Genomic DNA, 22,351 nt, shown 5'->3' on the forward strand with positions numbered 1-22,351 from the left:
TAATGAATGATTTACCCAAAATTTTAGAACAGAAAGTTTTTTATGTTATTCGTAATCAAGATTATAATGTTGCCCAGCAAATTTGTGAAATGTTAATCAATTTGCAAGTGACATGTTTAGAATTAACTTTTACAATTCCAAAGGTTGAATTATTAATTAAAGCATTACGAAAAAAACATCCAACAATTTTAGTTGGCGCTGGAACCGTTTTAACATTAGCAGAAGCAATCTTAGCAGCTGAAGCAGGAGCACAATTTTTAGTTGGCCCTGTTTTTAACCCGACAGTTAGTGAATTTTGTCATCGCAAAGGATTATTGTATATTCCAGGAGCAATGACCTTACAGGAAGTGACGAATATTGTTAATGCTGATTGAGAAATTATTAAGATTTTTCCAGCGACTTCTTTTAAATTAAATTTTATTCAAACTTTAAAAACCTTTTTTCCAACAAAAACATATATGGCTTCAGGGGGAATTAATTTAACAAATTTAAAAGAAGCAAAAACGCTAGGGTATGACTTAGTAGCGGTTGGGGCTTTTGTAACGGGTGATATTAATAATAAAATTTTTGAACAAGAAAAAATAAAAACAATAATTAGCACAATTAACCAAGAAGGAGGATAATAATGCAAGATAATAAAAAAGTAATTTATAATGCTGGAAGCATGTTTACTGAAGCACAATGAAATACCCGAAAAGTAGAAGGGGATCGGTTACGAGCAATGTTTCCTGATTTTATTATTGGAAATCCAGTTGATTTTGAAACAAATCAAACCGTCCGTCCAACTAATAAAGCAATTTTTGACTTAGATTATGCTGGTTTAACCACCGCTGATTATGTCATTTTTGAGTTAGATGGATGAGATTCTGGGACTCATATGGAATTTGGATTAATGGTCGAACAAGCAATTCATAATAAGAAAAAATATCTCTTCCCAATTATTTCTGATTTTCGAGTACAACAGGGAATTTTAAAAGGAGAATGTCCTGGTTTTGGCCTAAATGAAATGTTAACAGGGGCATTGTATCATGAACCGTTAAATAGTGGTAATGTTCCTCAAATTACTTTATGTAGTTCACATGCAATGGCGTGTGCAGCAATTAAAGCGATTGAAACTGGGGATGTAAAAGATTATCGCCAAAAATATGATATAAAAGAAATCTTTAAAGAAGATAAATTATATCATGGCTTTGATTGTCATATTTAATCCCGTTGTTTCAAAAAAATATTATTTAAATAAAAAGCAATATTTTATAAATTAAAGCTTTAATTTTGTCGAAAACTCTTGATATTTATAAAATATACCTAAAATTAGGTATATTTTTAATATATAGAGGTAAATAAATGATGAAAAAAATAATTACAGAATTAATAAATAGCTTAACAGATGATCAATTTTTAGAATTTTATGAAAAAATAAAACAACAAGCAGACTTAATTAAAAAACAAAAACGTTTAAATGAAATTGATCAAAAATTTAGAGATAAAGGCATTATATGTCCTAATTGCAAATCTTTTCATTGTGTTAAAAATGGTCATAATTCCGAAGGAAAACAAAAATATTTATGTAAAAAATGTCGTGCTAGTTTTGATGCATTTCGTCATCATTTTACTTATTGAAGTCATTTAAATTATGAACAGTGAAATTTATTAATTCAAATTTCATTGTTAGGACAATCTAGTAAAATAATTTCTCGTTTTATTAAAACAACCCCAAAAACCGCTTGATATAATCGACAAAAATTAATGCAATCAAAACAATTAGAAAATACACAGTTAAAATTTAAAAAATTAAATGGTCAAATCCAAATGGATGAAACATTTATTAAAGAAATTCATAAAGGCAATTTTAAAGATAAATTTGATAAACGAAAAACTCATCTCGATCCATTTTCAACTGATACCAAATGCTGTATTCAAATGGCAGTTGATAGCAATAATAATATTTTTGTTCAATCCACCAATACCAAAAGATTACAAAAACAATGGATTATTGAAAATATGAATAAGCAACTAATTAAAGAAAAATCAATAATTATTTCTGATATGCAACCACTATATTTATTAGTAGCAAAACAAACAAATTCTACTCTATATTCCACCAAAACTAGTACAAACCCTGATACTAGTTATCAAAAGTTAAATAAGATTAGTAAATTACAATCCAGTCTTAAAGAAGCCTTAATTCATTATCATGGTTTGGGTTTCACTAATATTCAAAATTATTTAAAGCTCTGAAAATGAAAATACCAACACAAAGGTTTAACACCAAACCAACAATCAACGGTATTATATTTTAACGTTTAAAAAATTTAAAGCAAAATCATAATCTTACACAAAATTAGTTTTCAAATTGTCATATTGATGATTTTTTTTATTTCATCAAGAGTTTTCGACAAAATTAAAGATTAAAGCTTTAATTTTGTCGAAAACTCTTGATATTTATAAAATATACCTAAAATTAGGTATATTTTTAATATATAGAGGTAAATAAATGATGAAAAAAATAATTACAGAATTAATAAATAGCTTAACAGATGATCAATTTTTAGAATTTTATGAAAAAATAAAACAACAAGCAGACTTAATTAAAAAACAAAAACGTTTAAATGAAATTGATCAAAAATTTAGAGATAAAGGCATTATATGTCCTAATTGCAAATCTTTTCATTGTGTTAAAAATGGTCATAATTCCGAAGGAAAACAAAAATATTTATGTAAAAAATGTCGTGCTAGTTTTGATGCATTTCGTCATCATTTTACTTATTGAAGTCATTTAAATTATGAACAGTGAAATTTATTAATTCAAATTTCATTGTTAGGACAATCTAGTAAAATAATTTCTCGTTTTATTAAAACAACCCCAAAAACCGCTTGATATAATCGACAAAAATTAATGCAATCAAAACAATTAGAAAATACACAGTTAAAATTTAAAAAATTAAATGGTCAAATCCAAATGGATGAAACATTTATTAAAGAAATTCATAAAGGCAATTTTAAAGATAAATTTGATAAACGAAAAACTCATCTCGATCCATTTTCAACTGATACCAAATGCTGTATTCAAATGGCAGTTGATAGCAATAATAATATTTTTGTTCAATCCACCAATACCAAAAGATTACAAAAACAATGGATTATTGAAAATATGAATAAGCAACTAATTAAAGAAAAATCAATAATTATTTCTGATATGCAACCACTATATTTATTAGTAGCAAAACAAACAAATTCTACTCTATATTCCACCAAAACTAGTACAAACCCTGATACTAGTTATCAAAAGTTAAATAAGATTAGTAAATTACAATCCAGTCTTAAAGAAGCCTTAATTCATTATCATGGTTTGGGTTTCACTAATATTCAAAATTATTTAAAGCTCTGAAAATGAAAATACCAACACAAAGGTTTAACACCAAACCAACAATCAACGGTATTATATTTTAACGTTTAAAAAATTTAAAGCAAAATCATAATCTTACACAAAATTAGTTTTCAAATTGTCATATTGATGATTTTTTTTATTTCATCAAGAGTTTTCGACAAAATTAAAGAATTAAAGGAATAAAATATTGCTTTTTTAGTGTTAAAATGTTATGACTTAATTGTGTCAAACATTTGATTACAAATTAATTATGGAAAACTAATTTACATCAATTGTTTAAATTGTTCTGACCCCGTTCTTTAACTAATATTGAAAAATAATAAGTAAAAAAATAGAGTAACAATAAGTTAAACTTTTAATTTATAAATTAGAAAATATTGAAAGGAGAATATTAAATATAAATGGATCAAAATTATATCTATTGAAATTCAGAAGGTTCTTTTGAAGGAAAAAAAACAGATAATCTATGTCGTGCTGGTTGTATTTTATCGATTGTTATATCATCAATTTTATTAGGGTTTTTTGTTCTTTGTGCATTATTAGCTTTTGTTATGACAACTGGTTACTTTGCTGGTTTTGGGGCAATGGCTGGAATTATGTACTTAATAATTGGGTCAGTTCAAATTGCCCCAATAATATTGTGCACCAGTGTTTTAAAGGGTAAAGCAGAATCACACATTGCTGCTGGAATTGTTTCGTTATTATTTTCATTTTTAATCGGTGGAATTTTAATTTTAGTGGGTAAATATGAAATCAATAAATCACGACCAATTATCATTAATCAACAACAACAAGATTAATGTTATTAAGGAAACTATCATTGTAAAATAATAGTTTTTTATTGTTATTTTAAGGTAATAAGGCTTATTTTATGCCATACATTATTTTAATATTAATGTTATAATAAAATCAGCAAAATATGATGAAAGTTATGGTGATGAAAATGAAAACAAATTTTATTACGAAATATCAAAGATTTATTAATGCTTTCTTTGTTATTTTTTTAGGATATATTTTTTTCTCATCATCTTTTTCAATTATTAATCTTGAAGATAATTATAGTTTCTTAAATATTGCATTAAATTTATTGTATTTGTTTTTATCAAGTATTATTTTTCTTTTTTTCACGGGAATTCTCGCGCAAATCTTAGTTAATTTTCAGCAAATTAAAAAAGAAACGCTTTCAACTTGAAAAGTAATTTTATATTCAAATTGGCAAATTATTATCTTATGATTAGGTAATATTTTCATAATTTCAAGTGTTTTATTTTTTGGTGAAACTTCATTAATGATGCAATTAAAAATAATAATTAGTTATAAAGCAATATATTCTTTTCTAGTTATTTTTTGTTATGTTTTTTATGCAATTTTTACGCTTAGTTTTATTGCAATGTTATTACTATTTCGTTTATATATTGGGTATTTAAAAAATATTAATGATGTTATTTTTTCTAGTTATCAAACATTTTGAGCAGTAACACTAACAAATGATGTTTTTTGTCAACAACAAAAATTATCATTTTCCCTTTTATTAATGTTATTATTAGGTTTTGCTAGAGATCGCTGATTTCTTAAATGTACTTGTCTTATTGATAATTTACGTAAAACCGAACTATTAACACAATTTAAAAAACAATCAACACCACCTCGTTTTATTTTTAATTAAATTCAAACATTAAAAAATAAGAGAAAGAGTGTGAAAAAATGCCTGGTTTTAAGTTATTATTTAAAAACAATTTTAAAAACACAGTTAAAAATAAAATTCAATTTGTTGGATTAGTTATTTTAGTGTTTTTAACTAGTTTTATTTTTACAATTATTGAAGTTTCAAAACAGCGTGTTGAAAATAATTATAATAATTTTATTTCAGAACAAGTAAGTAATCAACATGATTTTGTTATTAATTTTGCTCAAACTAATTATGTTAAAAACCCAAATGGGGGGATTGATCAGTTTGAAAATATTACTGATGGTAATTTACGACAAAATGCTATTTTAGAGTTTATTAAACAACAAGTTAATAATAATGATGAAAGTTTTTCTTATGATCGTGTTGAAGCACGAACATTTAGTTTGGGAAATAATAAAGTTATTAAAGCAGTAACATTAAATCCAAAACAAGCAATTGATCGGTTTATTGTTTCGGTTGGAATGCCAATTGCTTTTTATGAACAATATTGAGAATCAATTAATCGTGAAACAATGCACTGAATTTATTTAACGCCGCAATTTGCGCAAAAAAATCATATTAAAATTAATGATGTTATTCGATTACAAACAGACCGTTATGGAACAACAATTAAAGTTGCTGATAGTGAATTACAAAAAGTTAATTTAGCGCCATATGAACATCAAGATATCAATAAATGGTTACCAACATCACCATATAGTAATGAAAATTGATTTCGTGTAGTTGGGTTTGGTCAATCTGCTGATTATATTACACCAATTATTGATGCATCACATCCATTTCCAAATATGAATAACGAAGGAATTGCGTATTTAGATCCACGTTTATTTGGATTAGTTGAAACAGAAGTTGCTGATACAAAAGGACAACATTATCAAGTAACAGCCTTAGATTCAACAAGACAAGTGCTAATTCCAGAAAGTCAGTTAGATCGTGAAATTTATTATGTTGGAAAATTTAGTCAAACGAACAAGGATAATATTCGTAGTGTTTATAGTCAAACGATTAATAATTATATTAATAGTGAACAAGGCCAACATATTGGGTTACATTCATATTATGTTAAAACATTATCGACTGGTTTACCAGTTGCTACTTTTCTAACCGATCATCGTTATGAATTTGCTAAGCGGATTACTTATTTTACAACAACGTTAAATTCCTTTATTGGGGGGTCATATATTTTAATTACTGTTTTATTAATTATTTCCTTTTTTGTCCTAATCTTAGTGGTTTGTCGCCAAATTGATGCAACCGGACCACAAAACGGATTATTACGAGCATTAGGATATCGTCGTCGTGTATTAACACTTAGTTATATTTCTTATCCCTTAATGATTGCATTAATTGGGGGTGTTATTGGTTACGCTAGTGGAATTAGTGGCCAATTTACGATTAAATACTTATTTGGGACATATTTTAATTTACCATATGGTAATTTTGTCTTTGCACTACTAGCATTATTAACTTGTGTTTTGTTTATTTTTGTTTTATTAACTTGTGTCACAATGATTAGTGGAACAATCATGATGGTATCACGAACACCACTGCAATTAATTCGGAAAGAAAAAACGTTTTCAAATGGACGTTTAAAAAAAGCGGTTTATAAAATGTTTGCAATTCGGAAAACATTTGATGCTCGTTTTCAAGCGGTGCAATTATCAAATTCATTAGGAAAAATGGTTGGAGTTTCCTTAACAATGATTATTAGTACGATTATGATTACAATGTCGACAACAATTCCAATTATTTTACAAAACAATATTCGTTATTCATATGAAGGAGATAATTATAAAACATTAGTTGAATATAATAGTCCGATTTATAATTTACCAATGACCTTTTTAAAAACTTATGATCCAACGCAAAAACCGTGAGATAGTAAGAATAGTTTTTTACCAAATACTAATATGACAAGTTATTCAAACCAATATCTACGCGATTTTGTAACAGGGCAAATTAATCCCGAGAATTATACACCAACATATAATGCTGAAGATATGCGCTCATTACCATATTCTAATATTTCAAAAGAATTTTCAGAAAGTAAAAAACTGCAATCAAAGGATGCTGTTTCATCAAAAGCAATTTGTACAACATCATGAGGTGATTACAAGGATTTTGGTTTAAGTAGTTTAACAAAAACAACAATTGAACAATATTTACGAACAACAGAAACAGCACGCGAAAATATCAGTGCTTTAGAAAATTACCGCTTATTTTATTGAAAATATCGTGACACACTTGCTTTAAATATTAAAAGTGACAAGTATTTTGATAAAACCGGGAATATTAGTTTAAATGATAATTTAGAGCAAGAAATGTTCACGCAGAGTGATTATCAAAGAGATTTTTGACAAGGAAATGCTGTTATTGTGCTAGACAATAATCATTTTCGTCCAGCATTGGAACAACCATTGACAACATCGTTTTATGATGTCCTAGATTCAGGAACAGGAAGCGACTTTAATACTCGTTTAAAAAAACCAATGTATGATTTATATAATTGAATTTATGCTTATTTTGTTGATAATGTTAATCAATGTTTTATTCAAGGAGCTTATTCACGTTCACCACAAACAGTTCGTGTTAAAATGCAAGAAGCCTTTAAAACACCAAATAATAATTTTAATTTAACATTTGGGGTAATTCCTTTTAATCCGTTAACTGATGATCGTGGAACAATGGTTAATGCTGAAGTTAATAGTATTGATTTTAAAATGTATGGAATTAATCAAACCTTTAAAAATCAAGTATTAACTAATAAAAATAAAGAAGATTTAAAACAAAAATTATTTACATCAAATAATAACATTGTTCTAAATGAAACATTGGCCAAACGATTAGTAATTGCAGTTGGTGATACTATTGATCCGCGCATTATTCAAAAAGCATTACTAGCAAGTGATTCTAGTGTTACGGCGGATAGTATTTTACAAGGGTGAGATGCAAGTGAGGTAACGGGTGCTAGTGGTGCTGTTGGCAATGTTGGAAAACTAATGTTTAATGGTGATAATAACTATAAAAATAGTGTTTTAAAAGAAAACACTAATGAATATGTTTTAAAAAGTGGGATTGATATTACTGACCTCACTTTTACAAGATCAACAATTTTAAACGATAAAATTGTTAATGGAAGTTATACAATTACTAATCAAACTAATTCTTCACAATTTAAAGTTGTCGGGATTACAAACCAATTTGGTGCTGCTCGGGCTTGAATTAATGAGGAACGTGCACAACAGTTGTTATGATATGATAAAACACGAGATTATTTATTACGCTTATTCTTAAATGAATGAAGTAATTCTTTTATTAAAAATAATAACACGTTATCAGCAGCAAATAAAACTAGTTTAAATATGTTAGAAGCGTTTATTCAACAGCATCCTGCCACAGCAGGGAATAAGCATTTATGAGATGAATTTGTTAAGTACTGAAGAACAGGACAAAGTAGTGTTGATTGAATTGCTGTGTTTCAAAATGAATATCCTATTTTTAACTATAAAATTTCAAATAGTAGTAAAGTTGATGATATTGAAGCAGGATTAGGAACAAGTCAATTATTTGGTGATTATAGTTTTTATGGATTAAATGGTGGTATTAAACCCGTAACAGGAATTTCTTATCCAGCATATTCAAATAGTACTTTTGGTACTTTAATGCCAATTGAACAAGCTAAAACAATTTTAGGAAACATTGCGAAAGCTGTTAATGGCGTTGTCTTCTTCATCATTGGAATTTCCTTTGTGTTAAGTTTTATGATTATTATTTTAACAAGTAATATTGTAATTGCTGAAAATCAAACAATTATTGCAACAATGAAAGTTCTGGGATATCGTAACCGGTATATTACAAAATTAGTTATTGGAATGTATATTCCGATTATTGTCATTATGACAATTGCCGGATTTGGTTTTGGTTGGCTCTTCTTAACGATTTCTAATATGATTTTAATTAGAATTGGGTTAGTATTGCCATTATTTATCAATATAATGATTCCAATTGTTGCAATTGGCAGTGGCTTATTATTATACTTTATTGCGTATTTAATTAGTTGATTTAATATGAATCGCATTAATCCATTAATTGCGATTATGAATGCGGATTAAGGAGGGGATTAGGATGAAAAAACTGTTAGCGATTTTGACAACTAGTGTTTTAACAATAACACCAGTGACGACAATTATTAGTTGTAATAAAAGTGATGACTGAAATAATATTCCAGTTGATCCACCAGTGTTACCATTAGAAGTAACTGGGTTTGAGGGGATTAATTTTAAAACAATTAATCCGCAAGATTCTAAACAAACAATTCCCAAATTATTAGAACAATTAGCCCAATTGTTTCAAGGATCAAAATGAAATTTTAATCAATTAGTTAAAAATTATAAATTTAATAATCAATCAAAAGCACCAAGTGAAATTGATTTATATCGAAATGGTAATTATGAATTAAATTTTAATGATGGTACAACAGTTAATACGATAAAGATTAATAAGACAGTAATAACTTCAAATCATCTTGCTGATAAGATAAAAAGTATTGATTTAGGTGTTATTGATGATGCTCGGCCAAAAACAATTTTAATTGCAATTGTTTTTAACAATATGCAACTTATTTCAGAATTAGATAAATTTGGTGAATTTTTTATTGGTGAACAAACACCCAAAATTTGAAATCAACAAATTAGTCAGGTACCAAACATTGTAGTTAATAAAGACCAAACTGAATCTATTTTAAAAACAGGAAAAGACCATTGAAGTGAACATGATGATCCAACGAAAGATTACTATGGTTCAATTACTATTCACTTTTCAGTTAAGACACCAGAACGTCCAGCGAAACAAGAAGATTTAGGAGCAATGAAATTAACGACAAATTTAGGAAAATTACCAAAAGTTACAATTTTGCAAACAATGATGATGTTTATTAGTGCTAACTTTGTTAGTCAGTTAAAACGATTAAGTGCTTTATTAAATGATTTATATTTAACGATTAATGATGATCAAAAGGGTGGAACAATTGTTGCTTATGATCACTCTAAATATTATACTGGTGAAGTTGAATTAACTTTTAATTAATTACCAAAAATATTTTAAAAAAAACCTTAATTAAGGTTTTTTTATTTTAAAAATATGACTTTAATTTTGTCGAAAACTCTTGATGAAATAAAAAAAATCATCAATATGACAATTTGAAAACTAATTTTGTGTAAGATTATGATTTTGCTTTAAATTTTTTAAACGTTAAAATATAATACCGTTGATTGTTGGTTTGGTGTTAAACCTTTGTGTTGGTATTTTCATTTTCAGAGCTTTAAATAATTTTGAATATTAGTGAAACCCAAACCATGATAATGAATTAAGGCTTCTTTAAGACTGGATTGTAATTTACTAATCTTATTTAACTTTTGATAACTAGTATCAGGGTTTGTACTAGTTTTGGTGGAATATAGAGTAGAATTTGTTTGTTTTGCTACTAATAAATATAGTGGTTGCATATCAGAAATAATTATTGATTTTTCTTTAATTAGTTGCTTATTCATATTTTCAATAATCCATTGTTTTTGTAATCTTTTGGTATTGGTGGATTGAACAAAAATATTATTATTGCTATCAACTGCCATTTGAATACAGCATTTGGTATCAGTTGAAAATGGATCGAGATGAGTTTTTCGTTTATCAAATTTATCTTTAAAATTGCCTTTATGAATTTCTTTAATAAATGTTTCATCCATTTGGATTTGACCATTTAATTTTTTAAATTTTAACTGTGTATTTTCTAATTGTTTTGATTGCATTAATTTTTGTCGATTATATCAAGCGGTTTTTGGGGTTGTTTTAATAAAACGAGAAATTATTTTACTAGATTGTCCTAACAATGAAATTTGAATTAATAAATTTCACTGTTCATAATTTAAATGACTTCAATAAGTAAAATGATGACGAAATGCATCAAAACTAGCACGACATTTTTTACATAAATATTTTTGTTTTCCTTCGGAATTATGACCATTTTTAACACAATGAAAAGATTTGCAATTAGGACATATAATGCCCTTATCTCTAAATTTTTGATCAATTTCATTTAAACGTTTTTGTTTTTTAATTAAGTCTGCTTGTTGTTTTATTTTTTCATAAAATTCTAAAAATTGATCATCTGTTAAGCTATTTATTAATTCTGTAATTATTTTTTTCATCATTTATTTACCTCCATATATTAAAAATATACCTAATTTTAGGTATATTTTATAAATATCAAGAGTTTTCGACAAAATTAAAGAAATATGATATAATATATTTTCAAAAATTATGGTATAATGTATATAGAAAAAACTGTTGTATAAGAAAACACTGTGATAGAAAAATATCAGGCTCTTTTATTAAAATATTATTTAAATTAATTATTTAAGGAGGTTTTTATATTGCCAAAAAATATTTTTTATATTGCGAAAGAAATGTGTAATAAATGTTGAACACAATTAATGCAAACAATAACAACCATTAAAAATAATGATATGGATAATATTAATGATTTAATGGTTTGCCAGTATCATAGTGAAAATGAAATTAAAGCAATTACGTCAAAGGCAATTCTTGCGATTAAATGTCGTAATAAGTTTTATGCCTTGTTTTGAAACCAAGATTTATTAAAATCTAAGGATGACTATTTTGAGGAAAATGATATTATGCCAGAACATGTTGCTGAGGTTTTAGCTTTTAATGAAAAGTTAGCAAGAGATATGATGACTGTTAAACAAGATAATAATTTATCTCATTTTAATAATGACATCTTAATGGGCTTTTCTGCAACTAATCAAGAACTTGCGATAAAAAATAAAGAATCATTGTCGTATCCAATTGCAAACTCAAACCAACAATTAGTACAAATTAAGAATTCAAAAAGAAAGATCCGGTATTGGGTATGAATCGTTCTTGTTATTTTATTATTAATATTATTAGCTGGTGGTGGTGCAATTGGATATGAATTTTATCGTATATCAACACGTAGTAGTATCATTAACTCGAACATTATTGGAGATGATGATATTAGCATTGGTGTTGATGATGAAGAACAAAATATTAAAGATAACAATGATGATCAGATTGAAGATAATAAAGATACTAAAGAGGGTCAAGACCAAGATATCAAAAGATATTAAGGATGACCAAGATAGCAAAGACAGTAAAGATGAACAAAACCAAGATAATCAGGACGAAAAGGAATTTCAAAAACAAATTCAAGATATTGATATTTCAAAGTATAGTTTTGATTTTACCCAAAATAACAATAATTTGATTGAAGTAGATAAAATGGACGTTAATTTAATTAAAGCAAAATTATTAGAATTAAAAGATGTTTCTGATTCATTACAAACCTTATTCAAAAATAATAACCTTAAAATAGTTTTAGAACAAGAATCATCAAATATTGTTAATTTACAATTAGATGCGACCGAAATAGAAGGTTATACTGGACAAGCGATTCTTCGTCTTGCTGTTAAAATTAAACAAGAAGTGCTTGATGATGCTATTAAAATTAATGGTGTTGCTAATTTAAATAAGGGGGCCAATAATGTTTATGAAACAACTACTTTTAAAAAACATTTTGAGCCATTATTAAAACTATATGATAAACCAGTTAAATTTAGCGTTGACACATGAACAGGATATTTACCAACATTGGGATTACCAATTGCTCTTTCCAAAAATCAAAAAAAAATATTTTAATGTCAGCTTTAAACGAAAGATATTTACCAACGCGTGAAATTGTTCAAATTCGTAAAAATGGAAATATTCAAAATTTACGTATTCATTGAATTTTTAGTAAAGAGAACAAGAAAGATAAAATTATTGACCTTGTCCCATACTCTTGAGAACAACCCTTTGATCAATCGCACTTTCAATTAGATTTTAAATATAGTTTAAAAATTAAATATACAAATAATATTGCCTTTTAGGCAATATTATTTATTTTTTGGTCATTATGGTATTTTTCGCTGCAGTAAAAAAGCAGTATCAAAAATCATGAAAATGTTATATAATATATATGTATAACAAATTATTAAAAGATTTGAGGGGTTGTAGGTGGCGAATAGAGTATTAAGATCAGGCAAATCAAATTTATGATGGTCGTTGATTTCTTTTTCAATTTTTAAAATACGCCGTTCAATGGCGGTTTGAGTTCTTTTTATTTTATCAGTTGTCTTATTTGGGGCAGTTGCTATTACTTTATTTTCTTCTTCAAAAAATGTTTATGAGTTTTTTAAGAATTTTCAGTATGGCGTTTTTATCTTTAATAATATTTTGTTATTGCTATTTATTTTATTAGTAATTATTAAAATTTTTGGTCGTGAATTTGAAGATGGAACATATTTGTTATTAATTTCAAAGCCATATTCACGATTTGTCCTGTTCTTATTAAAAATAATTGCCCTTTGAATTTTAATTCTTCTTTTTTTAGGAACAATTATTCTTTTTGCTTTTGGGATTGGTTATTTAGGTAATATTTTTAATAAGGATCCCCAATATTTACAAGTTTATCAAAATTTATTATTAAAATTATTTCTTTATTCAATGGCATTATCATTTTTTGCTTCAAGTGGGATTTTATTTGCGGTAACATTTTTAAACTCACAAGTTGTTTTACTAATTGTTGTTATTTTCTGTAGTTTGTTTCTAGTTGGTGGGATGCCATATTCATTAATTATGAGTTTAGCAAAAACCGTTGAATTAACATTTGCTAATGATAGTATTACTCAAAACTATCCAGTTCCAATTATTAAAAGTACAATTAATTTTAAAAAGAATCTTAAAAAAGATTTAATTAAATATCCTCATTTAACTAATGCGATTTGAAACTTTTATGATGAATGAAGTTATAGTGATTTAAATTTAGTCTTTAAAAATGATGACTACAAAGATATTACTAGTGACCCAGCATTACGTGTTCGTCGCTTAGATTTTTATAAAAATTTAGGATTAACTGTTCCTAAAACAGAAGAATTTGAAATCAAAAAACTTAAAACATGAGATTCATCAACAAGATATCTTTATGATAATAAGCTTGAAGATCTTAAAACAATTATTAATAATGTTGGAGCAGCGAGCGGAAATGATGTTTCAATGAAAGTTAATTTTGCAACAGATTATTTTTTCAAATCAGAACAAGAATTAGATCAAAATGACCCCGTTCAAAAAGAACTTGCTGATTACATGGCAGTTGTCTCAAAGGCAGCGGGTTCATGAACAAATTATATTACAATGAATCTTTTTAGTGGGACATCGTTATTTTACTTTAATCCCACTGCTTCCTATTATAGTTTATCAACGACAAATGATAGCAAATTAGTAACAGTTGATCGGACATTATCGGAAGAAAATTCATTTAATCCAACGGATGTTTTTCGTCAAGAATGAGATAATGAATACAAAGGAACATTGTCCGATTATAATAATGGTAGTGATTTTAGAGATTGGGTCTTAGATTATTTTGATTCACCAACCCTGTTTGTTCTTCGTGAAATTGAAATTAATATTTTAAAGAAAATAATGGATTATAAATTACTTGAAGAACAACCAATTAAAATTAACAATGAGTGAATTAAATATGATAACCTAATGAATACTTATGGTTTAATTTCGAAGTTTAATATTATTGAACATTGAAACCAAATTTGAACCGCTTCGTTAAACTTCGCGCAATATTGATTTGAACCATTACAGCGGAGTAACATTGACTTTGAGGTTCAAAATAACTATTTAATGAGTTATCAAGATTTCCGTCTAGCCTTAGGGGCTGATAAGAAAATTGATGTTTACCCAGCACCATTTTTGAACATTAGTTTAATTCAATATATCTATCTCGGTTTATCGTGTCTTTTCTTAATATTTGCTTATTTAATCTTACGCCGTAAAAATATTACTTAAAAGTTGAAAGGGGATGCTAAGAAATGAATAATAATGCATTAGTAGTCAGTGAAGTTGCAATCTCATCACGAATTTTTACTAAAAAATTTAAAAATAGTGTTGTTGGTCCTTTTAACTTTAATGTTGGACGGGGAAAATTACATGCAATTTTAGGAGCTTCTGGTAGTGGAAAAACCGTTTTCATTAAGTCTTTAATTGGTGGGTTAAAATGTTTTAAAGGTGATATCTCTATTTTTGGTAAAAAAGCAACCAAAGTTGGAATGAAAAAAATGATTGGTTATGTACCAGAATTTATTACTTTTCCAGAAAACATTAGTTCTTATAACTTCTTAAAATACATGGGAAAAACAAATGGTTTGCGTGGAAGATATTTACGGGAACGAATTGAATACTTAATGAAGTCATTAGAAATTTGAGAACACCGTGATAAAGATGTTAATTCTTTTTCATCGGGGATGAAAAAAAGGGTAATGATTATTCAAGGAATTATTCATGATCCAGAAATTTTAATTTTGGATGAACCAGAAGCAGGATTAGATATTAATAATCGAAAAAAAATTATTTTTTATTTAAAACAATTAACCCTACGTGGAAAAACAGTATTTTTTTCATCACATTTACTAGATGAAATTAAAGAATATATTGATGAATTTACAATGGTTATGAATGGAACCCAAATTTATAGTGGTCAATTAGCGGCTTTTAATATTAAAAACAGTTATTATTTTGTTACTAATAATCACACAGGCTATGATGCGTTATTTTAACTCTAATCGGGTACCAAATTGATATGATAAGACCAATAATTATTTAAATTTTGTTTTAAATTCGCCGTTACATTTATATTATGTTACTCAGTATGCGTTAAAGAAACGGATTAAGATTGTAAAAATTAGTGAAGTTGAATTTTCATTTGATTTCTTACTACAAAAATTAAATATTACTTTACCACCTAATATGACAACAAATCGAAAATTACGAAAAAAATCAAATCAAAAAAGTCAAAAATTTTTACCAGGTCCTGGGGTAGGTCCTGGACCGGGGGGATACGGTCGTTAGGGAATGATAAAGTGTCATAAATTACAGTAAATTATGGTAAAGTACAACCAAATTAAGAAAATATTTTTATAAGAATTGAAAAATTTAAGAATATTTTTTTTTGTATAATTAAATTAGGCTCAAACAAATTCGGAGAAAGAAGGAACAATATATGTAATATGATATTTCAAGAGAACGAATTGAAAATACATATAACAAAATTAAAAACCACATTATCAAAACTCCAGTAATTTATGAAACAAAATTAAGCAATATTACTGATAATGAAGTCTATTTAAAATTAGAAAACTTACAACGTGCTGGTTCGTTTAAATTACGAGGAGCGTTATCAAAAATGATGGCTCTTGAACCAGCGACAATTAAAAAGGGCGTTATTGCGGCAAGCGCTGGGAATCATTCACAAGGAGTTAGTTTTGCAGCTAACTTATTAAAAGTTCCAGCGACAATTGTGATGCCAAAAACAGCTCCAATTAGTAAAATTAATGCAACTAAAAATTATGGTGTAGAAGTGATTTTGCATGGTGATTTTTTTGACGATGCCAATCAAAGAGCATTAGAGATTGCAAAAGCAGAAGATAAAGTATTTGTTCATGCTTTTAATGATCCTGATGTTATTATTGGTCAGGGAACAATTGCAATAGAAATATTAGAAGAATTGAAAGATGTTGATTACATTCTTGTCCCAATTGGTGGGGGGGATCCTTTCAGGAATTGCAAGTTATGTCAAAGCTGTAAATCCCAATTGTAAATTAATAGGTGTACAAAGTCAAAATGTTCCAAGTTATTATGAAGCAAGGAAAAGCAATAAATCGTTTTCAGTTCACGGTAAATTATCAATTGCCGATGGAATTGCGGTTAAACAAACTGGTGATATTACCTTTAGTATTTTAAATAAATATGTTGATGATGTTATCCTTGTATCAGAAGCAGAAATTGCTGAAACAATTTTATTTTTATTTGAAAATTGTAAAATTGTCGCAGAAGGCGCAGGGGCAGTAACCACGGCCGCAATGCTATTTAATAAACTAAATGTTAAAAACAAAAAAATTGTTTGTGTTTTATCAGTGGGAAATATTGATGTGACAACTTTCTTAAATATTACAAACCGAGCTTTAATTAATCAGCGGCGTAGGGTTGTTTTAAAAATTGATGCACCACTAGGGAAAGGACATTTAACAAAGATTACGAATGTTGTTGATTCTCATGGTGTTCAAATTCATAAAATTTCTGATTCACAATTAGAAAATAGTTTAGAAATTAATCGAGAAATTATTCGATTAGTAGTTGATATTAATACAAAAGCTTAATTAGGAGACATTGTTATTGACTTAGAGAAGTTGGGATATACTGTGATGGAAAAAGAATTTATTGATTCAATTATAAAATAATGGAATTAATCTATACTGATCAAGCACCCAAAGCAGTGGGTCCATATTCTCAAGCAGTAAAACTTTCAAATGGCTTTTTGTATATTTCGGGACAATTAGGATTTGATCCGAAAACAATGGTGTTAGGCGCTGATATTCAAAGTCAGGCTAGCCAAGTTCTAACAAATATTGCTGCGATTTTAACAGCCGCAAACTATCACAAAAATAATGTTGTTAAAACAACAATTTTATTAAAAGATATTAACGATTTTTTTGTTGTTAATGAAGTTTATGAAGCATTCTTTGGTTCACATAAACCGGCAAGAAGTACATTTGCGGTGAAAGACTTACCAAAATCTGGCCTTGTTGAAATTGAAGTTATTGCCTTTAAATAACATATGGAAAATCAAACTCAAGTAGAAAAAATTATTAAGAATGAGAATGATTTACTTCATCACACAGAAAAAATTTATCAATGAACTGATCGGCAAGGGGAATTAAAAGCGTTTTATAAACAACAAATTTCGTTTTTAAAACAAGCACTTAAAAAAATAATCTTACCAAAGCTGATTTTGAATTAAAAGAAAAATATATTAAAGAAGCTTATCATTAATATTGCCAAAAGATTCAAGAATATTCCTTTAATTTTGTCGAAAACTCTTGATGAAATAAAAAAAATCATCAATATGACAATTTGAAAACTAATTTTGTGTAAGATTATGATTTTGCTTTAAATTTTTTAAACGTTAAAATATAATACCGTTGATTGTTGGTTTGGTGTTAAACCTTTGTGTTGGTATTTTCATTTTCAGAGCTTTAAATAATTTTGAATATTAGTGAAACCCAAACCATGATAATGAATTAAGGCTTCTTTAAGACTGGATTGTAATTTACTAATCTTATTTAACTTTTGATAACTAGTATCAGGGTTTGTACTAGTTTTGGTGGAATATAGAGTAGAATTTGTTTGTTTTGCTACTAATAAATATAGTGGTTGCATATCAGAAATAATTATTGATTTTTCTTTAATTAGTTGCTTATTCATATTTTCAATAATCCATTGTTTTTGTAATCTTTTGGTATTGGTGGATTGAACAAAAATATTATTATTGCTATCAACTGCCATTTGAATACAGCATTTGGTATCAGTTGAAAATGGATCGAGATGAGTTTTTCGTTTATCAAATTTATCTTTAAAATTGCCTTTATGAATTTCTTTAATAAATGTTTCATCCATTTGGATTTGACCATTTAATTTTTTAAATTTTAACTGTGTATTTTCTAATTGTTTTGATTGCATTAATTTTTGTCGATTATATCAAGCGGTTTTTGGGGTTGTTTTAATAAAACGAGAAATTATTTTACTAGATTGTCCTAACAATGAAATTTGAATTAATAAATTTCACTGTTCATAATTTAAATGACTTCAATAAGTAAAATGATGACGAAATGCATCAAAACTAGCACGACATTTTTTACATAAATATTTTTGTTTTCCTTCGGAATTATGACCATTTTTAACACAATGAAAAGATTTGCAATTAGGACATATAATGCCTTTATCTCTAAATTTTTGATCAATTTCATTTAAACGTTTTTGTTTTTTAATTAAGTCTGCTTGTTGTTTTATTTTTTCATAAAATTCTAAAAATTGATCATCTGTTAAGCTATTTATTAATTCTGTAATTATTTTTTTCATCATTTATTTACCTCTATATATTAAAAATATACCTAATTTTAGGTATATTTTATAAATATCAAGAGTTTTCGACAAAATTAAAGGAATATTCTTTAATTTTGTCGAAAACTCTTGATGAAATAAAAAAAATCATCAATATGACAATTTGAAAACTAATTTTGTGTAAGATTATGATTTTGCTTTAAATTTTTTAAACGTTAAAATATAATACCGTTGATTGTTGGTTTGGTGTTAAACCTTTGTGTTGGTATTTTCATTTTCAGAGCTTTAAATAATTTTGAATATTAGTGAAACCCAAACCATGATAATGAATTAAGGCTTCTTTAAGACTGGATTGTAATTTACTAATCTTATTTAACTTTTGATAACTAGTATCAGGGTTTGTACTAGTTTTGGTGGAATATAGAGTAGAATTTGTTTGTTTTGCTACTAATAAATATAGTGGTTGCATATCAGAAATAATTATTGATTTTTCTTTAATTAGTTGCTTATTCATATTTTCAATAATCCATTGTTTTTGTAATCTTTTGGTATTGGTGGATTGAACAAAAATATTATTATTGCTATCAACCGCCATTTGAATACAGCATTTGGTATCAGTTGAAAATGGATCGAGATGAGTTTTTCGTTTATTAAATTTATCTTTAAAATTGCCTTTATGAATTTCTTTAATAAATGTTTCATCCATTTGGATTTGACCATTTAATTTTTTAAATTTTAACTGTGTATTTTCTAATTGTTTTGATTGCATTAATTTTTGTCGATTATATCAAGCGGTTTTTGGGGTTGTTTTAATAAAACGAGAAATTATTTTACTAGATTGTCCTAACAATGAAATTTGAATTAATAAATTTCACTGTTCATAATTTAAATGACTTCAATAAGTAAAATGATGACGAAATGCATCAAAACTAGCACGACATTTTTTACATAAATATTTTTGTTTTCCTTCGGAATTATGACCATTTTTAACACAATGAAAAGATTTGCAATTAGGACATATAATGCCTTTATCTCTAAATTTTTGATCAATTTCATTTAAACGTTTTTGTTTTTTAATTAAGTCTGCTTGTTGTTTTATTTTTTCATAAAATTCTAAAAATTGATCATCTGTTAAGCTATTTATTAATTCTGTAATTATTTTTTTCATCATTTATTTACCTCTATATATTAAAAATATACCTAATTTTAGGTATATTTTATAAATATCAAGAGTTTTCGACAAAATTAAAGAGAATATTTAAATTTAAATTATTCATTGGCAATGTGAGAATATCAAGAAACAAATAAATTAAAAAGTGATTTAGACCATCAATCATTACACCAAGAATTTAAAACAAAAATTGCTAGTGTTTTGCACGATGAAACTGAAACAAGTCAAGTTAAAAAAAAACAATTAAAAAATATTAAAACAGAACATAATATGATGAAACGAAGTTTAAGTGGGCGCACAATTGCTATAATTGCCGTGACCTTAACATTATTGTTATTATTAGCTAGTTTATTAGTAAATTACTTATTTTATTTTAAAATTGTTAATGATGGCCAAAACTTCACTTTTACTAATAAAAACCATTTAACAGCCTTTATTTTTATGTGTGTTGGTATTATTTTAATTTTAGGATTTTTAGTTTTTATTATTTATAATACAACAAAACGAATTTTTTTAGATAAACAAGAAAACCTTTTCAAAATTTCAACAATTTGTTTTCTTGGTAGTTTTACTGATACGATTGGGGTTGGTAGCTTTGTGGTAACGGTTGCTGCTTTGAATGCAACAAATAGTGTTCCAGATGTTAAAAAGTTACCAGGAACATTAAATGTTGGTTTAACAATTCCAAATTTATTAGCTGGAACCTTGTTTGTTAGTGCAATTAAAGTTGAACTAGTAACCTTAGTAACTTTAGTGATTGCCGCTATGATTGGGGCTTTTTGTTCCGCAAAGATTGTTAATAAAGTTAATAAAAAATTTGTCGCTTTATTCGTGGCAGTGTCCTTAGCGGCGGCTGGAATTTTAATGATTTTAGGCCAAGTTGGACTATTTAATACTGTTGGAACAAAAGGACTTAGTGGTTGAAAATTAGCTGTTGGGATTATTGCGTTCTTTATCATTGGAGGATTACAAAGTTTTGGCGTTGGATTGTATGCGCCAGCTTTAGCGATCGTGTCATTATTAGGAATGGAAACAATTATTGCTTTTCCAATTATGACGTGTGCTGCTGGTTTTGCCTTGCCAACAACCGCATGAACATTTCATTGTGATAATAATTATAGTCCCAAAGTGGCCTATGGTCTTTTAATCGGTGGTGTTGTGGGAACTGTTACTGCTTTCTTTGTTGTTTTTGTTGGAATTTAGGGGTTAAAATGAATGATTTTTCCCATTACTTAAAATGATTTGCCGTTGGGGTAATGTACTATGCGGCATTTATGTTATTTAAGAAATACTTAGCTTTACGGAAAGAAAATGTTAACGTAAGTAAGGCACAAACCGAAAATTATTATCAGAAATATAAAGAGCAATTTAATGAAATGCTTCTCGAAAAAATGGTCAGTATTAGTTGAATGCATACTGATGATATCTTAAAAGAACAGTCAAAAATGAAGATATGTAATGTTAAATCATTAGTATGAACTTAAAAACCAACTTTTAAGAATTATGGATTAGCTTTTTAATTATAAATTTAGTTTTAAAAGCCTTGCTTGTAATAGCAAGGCTTTTTCTTTTTAAAAAAGAATTAGACAGTAAAGAAAATAATTAGGGAAGAAATTAATAAGATGGCGCCAATAATTAGTAAAATATTACGAATTTTTTTAATGTTTGCTTCTTCATCAGTTAACGTTGGTTGATAACGGCGACGGTGATCATTAAAATAAGCAGCAGCCGTTTTATTTTTATATCATCCCAAGATAAATCAAATTAATAGAATAACAACTAAAAAACTAACAACAATTCATTCGGTTTTTTTAATGTCTTTAAATGCAAAAATACCGAGCAAAAAACTAAAACCAATAATAATTGCACTAATTAACACCGCAATCAAACAATGAAATCAAGTAATTTTTTTTAGTTTTTGATAAGTTTCTAATTTTAAAGTGTGATTTTGATATGTCTCATCAACAATTTCTGCCACCTCTTTTTGGTGGTTTTTTTTTTGCTCTTGTTTTAATTTATGTAATTGTTTAAAAACATTCTTCTTTTTTGCCATTGGATCCCC

General features: G+C 27.0%; 22 protein-coding genes and 1 pseudogene. 19 read left to right on the top strand and 4 right to left on the bottom strand.

What is annotated here, in order from left to right:
- Window positions 1–2 precede the first annotated feature (2 nt).
- The 8 genes from AACK91_RS08675 to AACK91_RS08710 all read left to right on the top strand — a co-directional run bounded on the left by AACK91_RS08675 (window position 3) and on the right by AACK91_RS08710 (window position 10,163).
- Window positions 3–623 carry a bifunctional 4-hydroxy-2-oxoglutarate aldolase/2-dehydro-3-deoxy-phosphogluconate aldolase gene (locus AACK91_RS08675; RefSeq protein WP_338965908.1) on the top strand — a complete coding sequence of 207 codons (621 nt, stop codon included), beginning with the start codon at window positions 3–5 and terminating at the stop codon, window positions 621–623.
- A gap of 2 nt (window positions 624–625) precedes the next feature.
- On the top strand, window positions 626–1,207 hold the full coding sequence (locus AACK91_RS08680) for a hypothetical protein (protein ID WP_338965910.1): 582 nt from the start codon (window positions 626–628) through the stop codon (window positions 1,205–1,207).
- A gap of 137 nt (window positions 1,208–1,344) precedes the next feature.
- Window positions 1,345–2,307, top strand: a complete 963-nt coding sequence (locus AACK91_RS08685; protein ID WP_338963247.1) for an IS1/IS1595 family N-terminal zinc-binding domain-containing protein — start codon at window positions 1,345–1,347, stop codon at window positions 2,305–2,307.
- 187 nt (window positions 2,308–2,494) lie between these two features.
- A complete protein-coding gene (locus tag AACK91_RS08690) occupies window positions 2,495–3,457 on the top strand; it encodes an IS1/IS1595 family N-terminal zinc-binding domain-containing protein (protein ID WP_338963247.1) in 963 nt (320 codons plus the stop codon).
- A 332-nt stretch (window positions 3,458–3,789) separates the two neighbouring features.
- Entirely contained in the window at window positions 3,790–4,188 is a 399-nt protein-coding gene (locus AACK91_RS08695; RefSeq protein ID WP_338965912.1) for a hypothetical protein, read from the top strand.
- A 119-nt stretch (window positions 4,189–4,307) separates the two neighbouring features.
- Window positions 4,308–5,054, top strand: coding sequence for a hypothetical protein (locus AACK91_RS08700; protein ID WP_338965915.1), 747 nt, complete (start codon window positions 4,308–4,310; stop codon window positions 5,052–5,054).
- Between the two features lie 38 nt (window positions 5,055–5,092).
- A complete protein-coding gene (locus tag AACK91_RS08705; protein ID WP_338965916.1) occupies window positions 5,093–9,190 on the top strand; it encodes an ABC transporter permease in 4,098 nt (1,365 codons plus the stop codon).
- Between the two features lie 13 nt (window positions 9,191–9,203).
- Window positions 9,204–10,163, top strand: coding sequence for a lipoprotein (locus AACK91_RS08710; RefSeq protein WP_338965917.1), 960 nt, complete (start codon window positions 9,204–9,206; stop codon window positions 10,161–10,163).
- Window positions 10,164–10,321: 158 nt separating this feature from the next.
- Here the strand turns inward: AACK91_RS08710 and AACK91_RS08715 are convergent, their stop codons facing one another.
- A complete protein-coding gene (locus tag AACK91_RS08715) occupies window positions 10,322–11,284 on the bottom strand; it encodes an IS1/IS1595 family N-terminal zinc-binding domain-containing protein (RefSeq protein WP_338963247.1) in 963 nt (320 codons plus the stop codon).
- Between the two features lie 222 nt (window positions 11,285–11,506).
- On the opposite strand from AACK91_RS08715, the gene AACK91_RS08720 reads away from it, so the two are divergent.
- The 9 genes and pseudogenes from AACK91_RS08720 to AACK91_RS08765 all read left to right on the top strand — a co-directional run bounded on the left by AACK91_RS08720 (window position 11,507) and on the right by AACK91_RS08765 (window position 18,018).
- Window positions 11,507–12,244, top strand: a complete 738-nt coding sequence (locus AACK91_RS08720; protein ID WP_338965919.1) for a hypothetical protein — start codon at window positions 11,507–11,509, stop codon at window positions 12,242–12,244.
- Between the two features lie 151 nt (window positions 12,245–12,395).
- Window positions 12,396–12,812 (top strand): hypothetical protein, encoded by a 417-nt coding sequence (locus AACK91_RS08725; protein WP_338965921.1) that lies wholly within the window; start codon window positions 12,396–12,398, stop codon window positions 12,810–12,812.
- Complete coding sequence (locus AACK91_RS08730) at window positions 12,812–13,042, top strand: hypothetical protein (protein WP_338965923.1); 231 nt, start codon at window positions 12,812–12,814, stop codon at window positions 13,040–13,042. Before AACK91_RS08725 ends, AACK91_RS08730 begins: the two co-directional genes overlap by 1 nt.
- Before the next feature lie 211 nt (window positions 13,043–13,253).
- Window positions 13,254–15,011, top strand: a complete 1,758-nt coding sequence (locus AACK91_RS08735) for an ABC transporter permease (RefSeq protein ID WP_338965924.1) — start codon at window positions 13,254–13,256, stop codon at window positions 15,009–15,011.
- 23 nt (window positions 15,012–15,034) lie between these two features.
- Window positions 15,035–15,778 (top strand): ABC transporter ATP-binding protein, encoded by a 744-nt coding sequence (locus tag AACK91_RS08740; RefSeq protein WP_338965926.1) that lies wholly within the window; start codon window positions 15,035–15,037, stop codon window positions 15,776–15,778.
- Complete coding sequence (locus AACK91_RS08745; RefSeq protein WP_338965928.1) at window positions 15,762–16,070, top strand: hypothetical protein; 309 nt, start codon at window positions 15,762–15,764, stop codon at window positions 16,068–16,070. The genes AACK91_RS08740 and AACK91_RS08745 overlap by 17 nt, the downstream gene beginning before the upstream one ends.
- Before the next feature lie 253 nt (window positions 16,071–16,323).
- A pseudogene (gene ilvA / locus AACK91_RS11625) lies at window positions 16,324–17,377 on the top strand (threonine ammonia-lyase).
- An 80-nt stretch (window positions 17,378–17,457) separates the two neighbouring features.
- Window positions 17,458–17,832 (top strand): RidA family protein, encoded by a 375-nt coding sequence (locus AACK91_RS08760; RefSeq protein WP_338965935.1) that lies wholly within the window; start codon window positions 17,458–17,460, stop codon window positions 17,830–17,832.
- Between the two features lie 3 nt (window positions 17,833–17,835).
- Window positions 17,836–18,018 (top strand): hypothetical protein, encoded by a 183-nt coding sequence (locus tag AACK91_RS08765; RefSeq protein WP_338965937.1) that lies wholly within the window; start codon window positions 17,836–17,838, stop codon window positions 18,016–18,018.
- A 158-nt stretch (window positions 18,019–18,176) separates the two neighbouring features.
- On the opposite strand, the gene AACK91_RS08770 is transcribed toward AACK91_RS08765, so the two are convergent.
- Window positions 18,177–19,139, bottom strand: coding sequence for an IS1/IS1595 family N-terminal zinc-binding domain-containing protein (locus AACK91_RS08770; RefSeq protein WP_338963247.1), 963 nt, complete (start codon window positions 19,137–19,139; stop codon window positions 18,177–18,179).
- 187 nt (window positions 19,140–19,326) lie between these two features.
- Window positions 19,327–20,289 carry an IS1/IS1595 family N-terminal zinc-binding domain-containing protein gene (locus AACK91_RS08775; protein ID WP_338965939.1) on the bottom strand — a complete coding sequence of 321 codons (963 nt, stop codon included), beginning with the start codon at window positions 20,287–20,289 and terminating at the stop codon, window positions 19,327–19,329.
- Window positions 20,290–20,394: 105 nt separating this feature from the next.
- On the opposite strand from AACK91_RS08775, the gene AACK91_RS08780 reads away from it, so the two are divergent.
- Window positions 20,395–21,492, top strand: a complete 1,098-nt coding sequence (locus AACK91_RS08780; RefSeq protein WP_338965941.1) for a sulfite exporter TauE/SafE family protein — start codon at window positions 20,395–20,397, stop codon at window positions 21,490–21,492.
- Window positions 21,493–21,500: 8 nt separating this feature from the next.
- The gene (locus tag AACK91_RS08785) at window positions 21,501–21,773 is read left to right on the top strand and encodes a hypothetical protein (RefSeq protein ID WP_338965944.1); all 273 of its coding nucleotides are present in this window, start codon (window positions 21,501–21,503) and stop codon (window positions 21,771–21,773) included.
- A gap of 98 nt (window positions 21,774–21,871) precedes the next feature.
- Here the strand turns inward: AACK91_RS08785 and AACK91_RS08790 are convergent, their stop codons facing one another.
- Window positions 21,872–22,342: a hypothetical protein gene (locus AACK91_RS08790; RefSeq protein WP_338965947.1), complete on the bottom strand. Its 471-nt coding sequence runs from the start codon at window positions 22,340–22,342 to the stop codon at window positions 21,872–21,874.
- Window positions 22,343–22,351: the final 9 nt, after the last annotated feature.

Origin of the sequence: Spiroplasma endosymbiont of Sarcophaga carnaria, assembly GCF_964019595.1 — a bacterium.
In the GTDB taxonomy this organism is placed as follows: Bacteria; Bacillota_I; Bacilli_A; order Mycoplasmatales; family Mycoplasmataceae; genus Spiroplasma; species Spiroplasma poulsonii.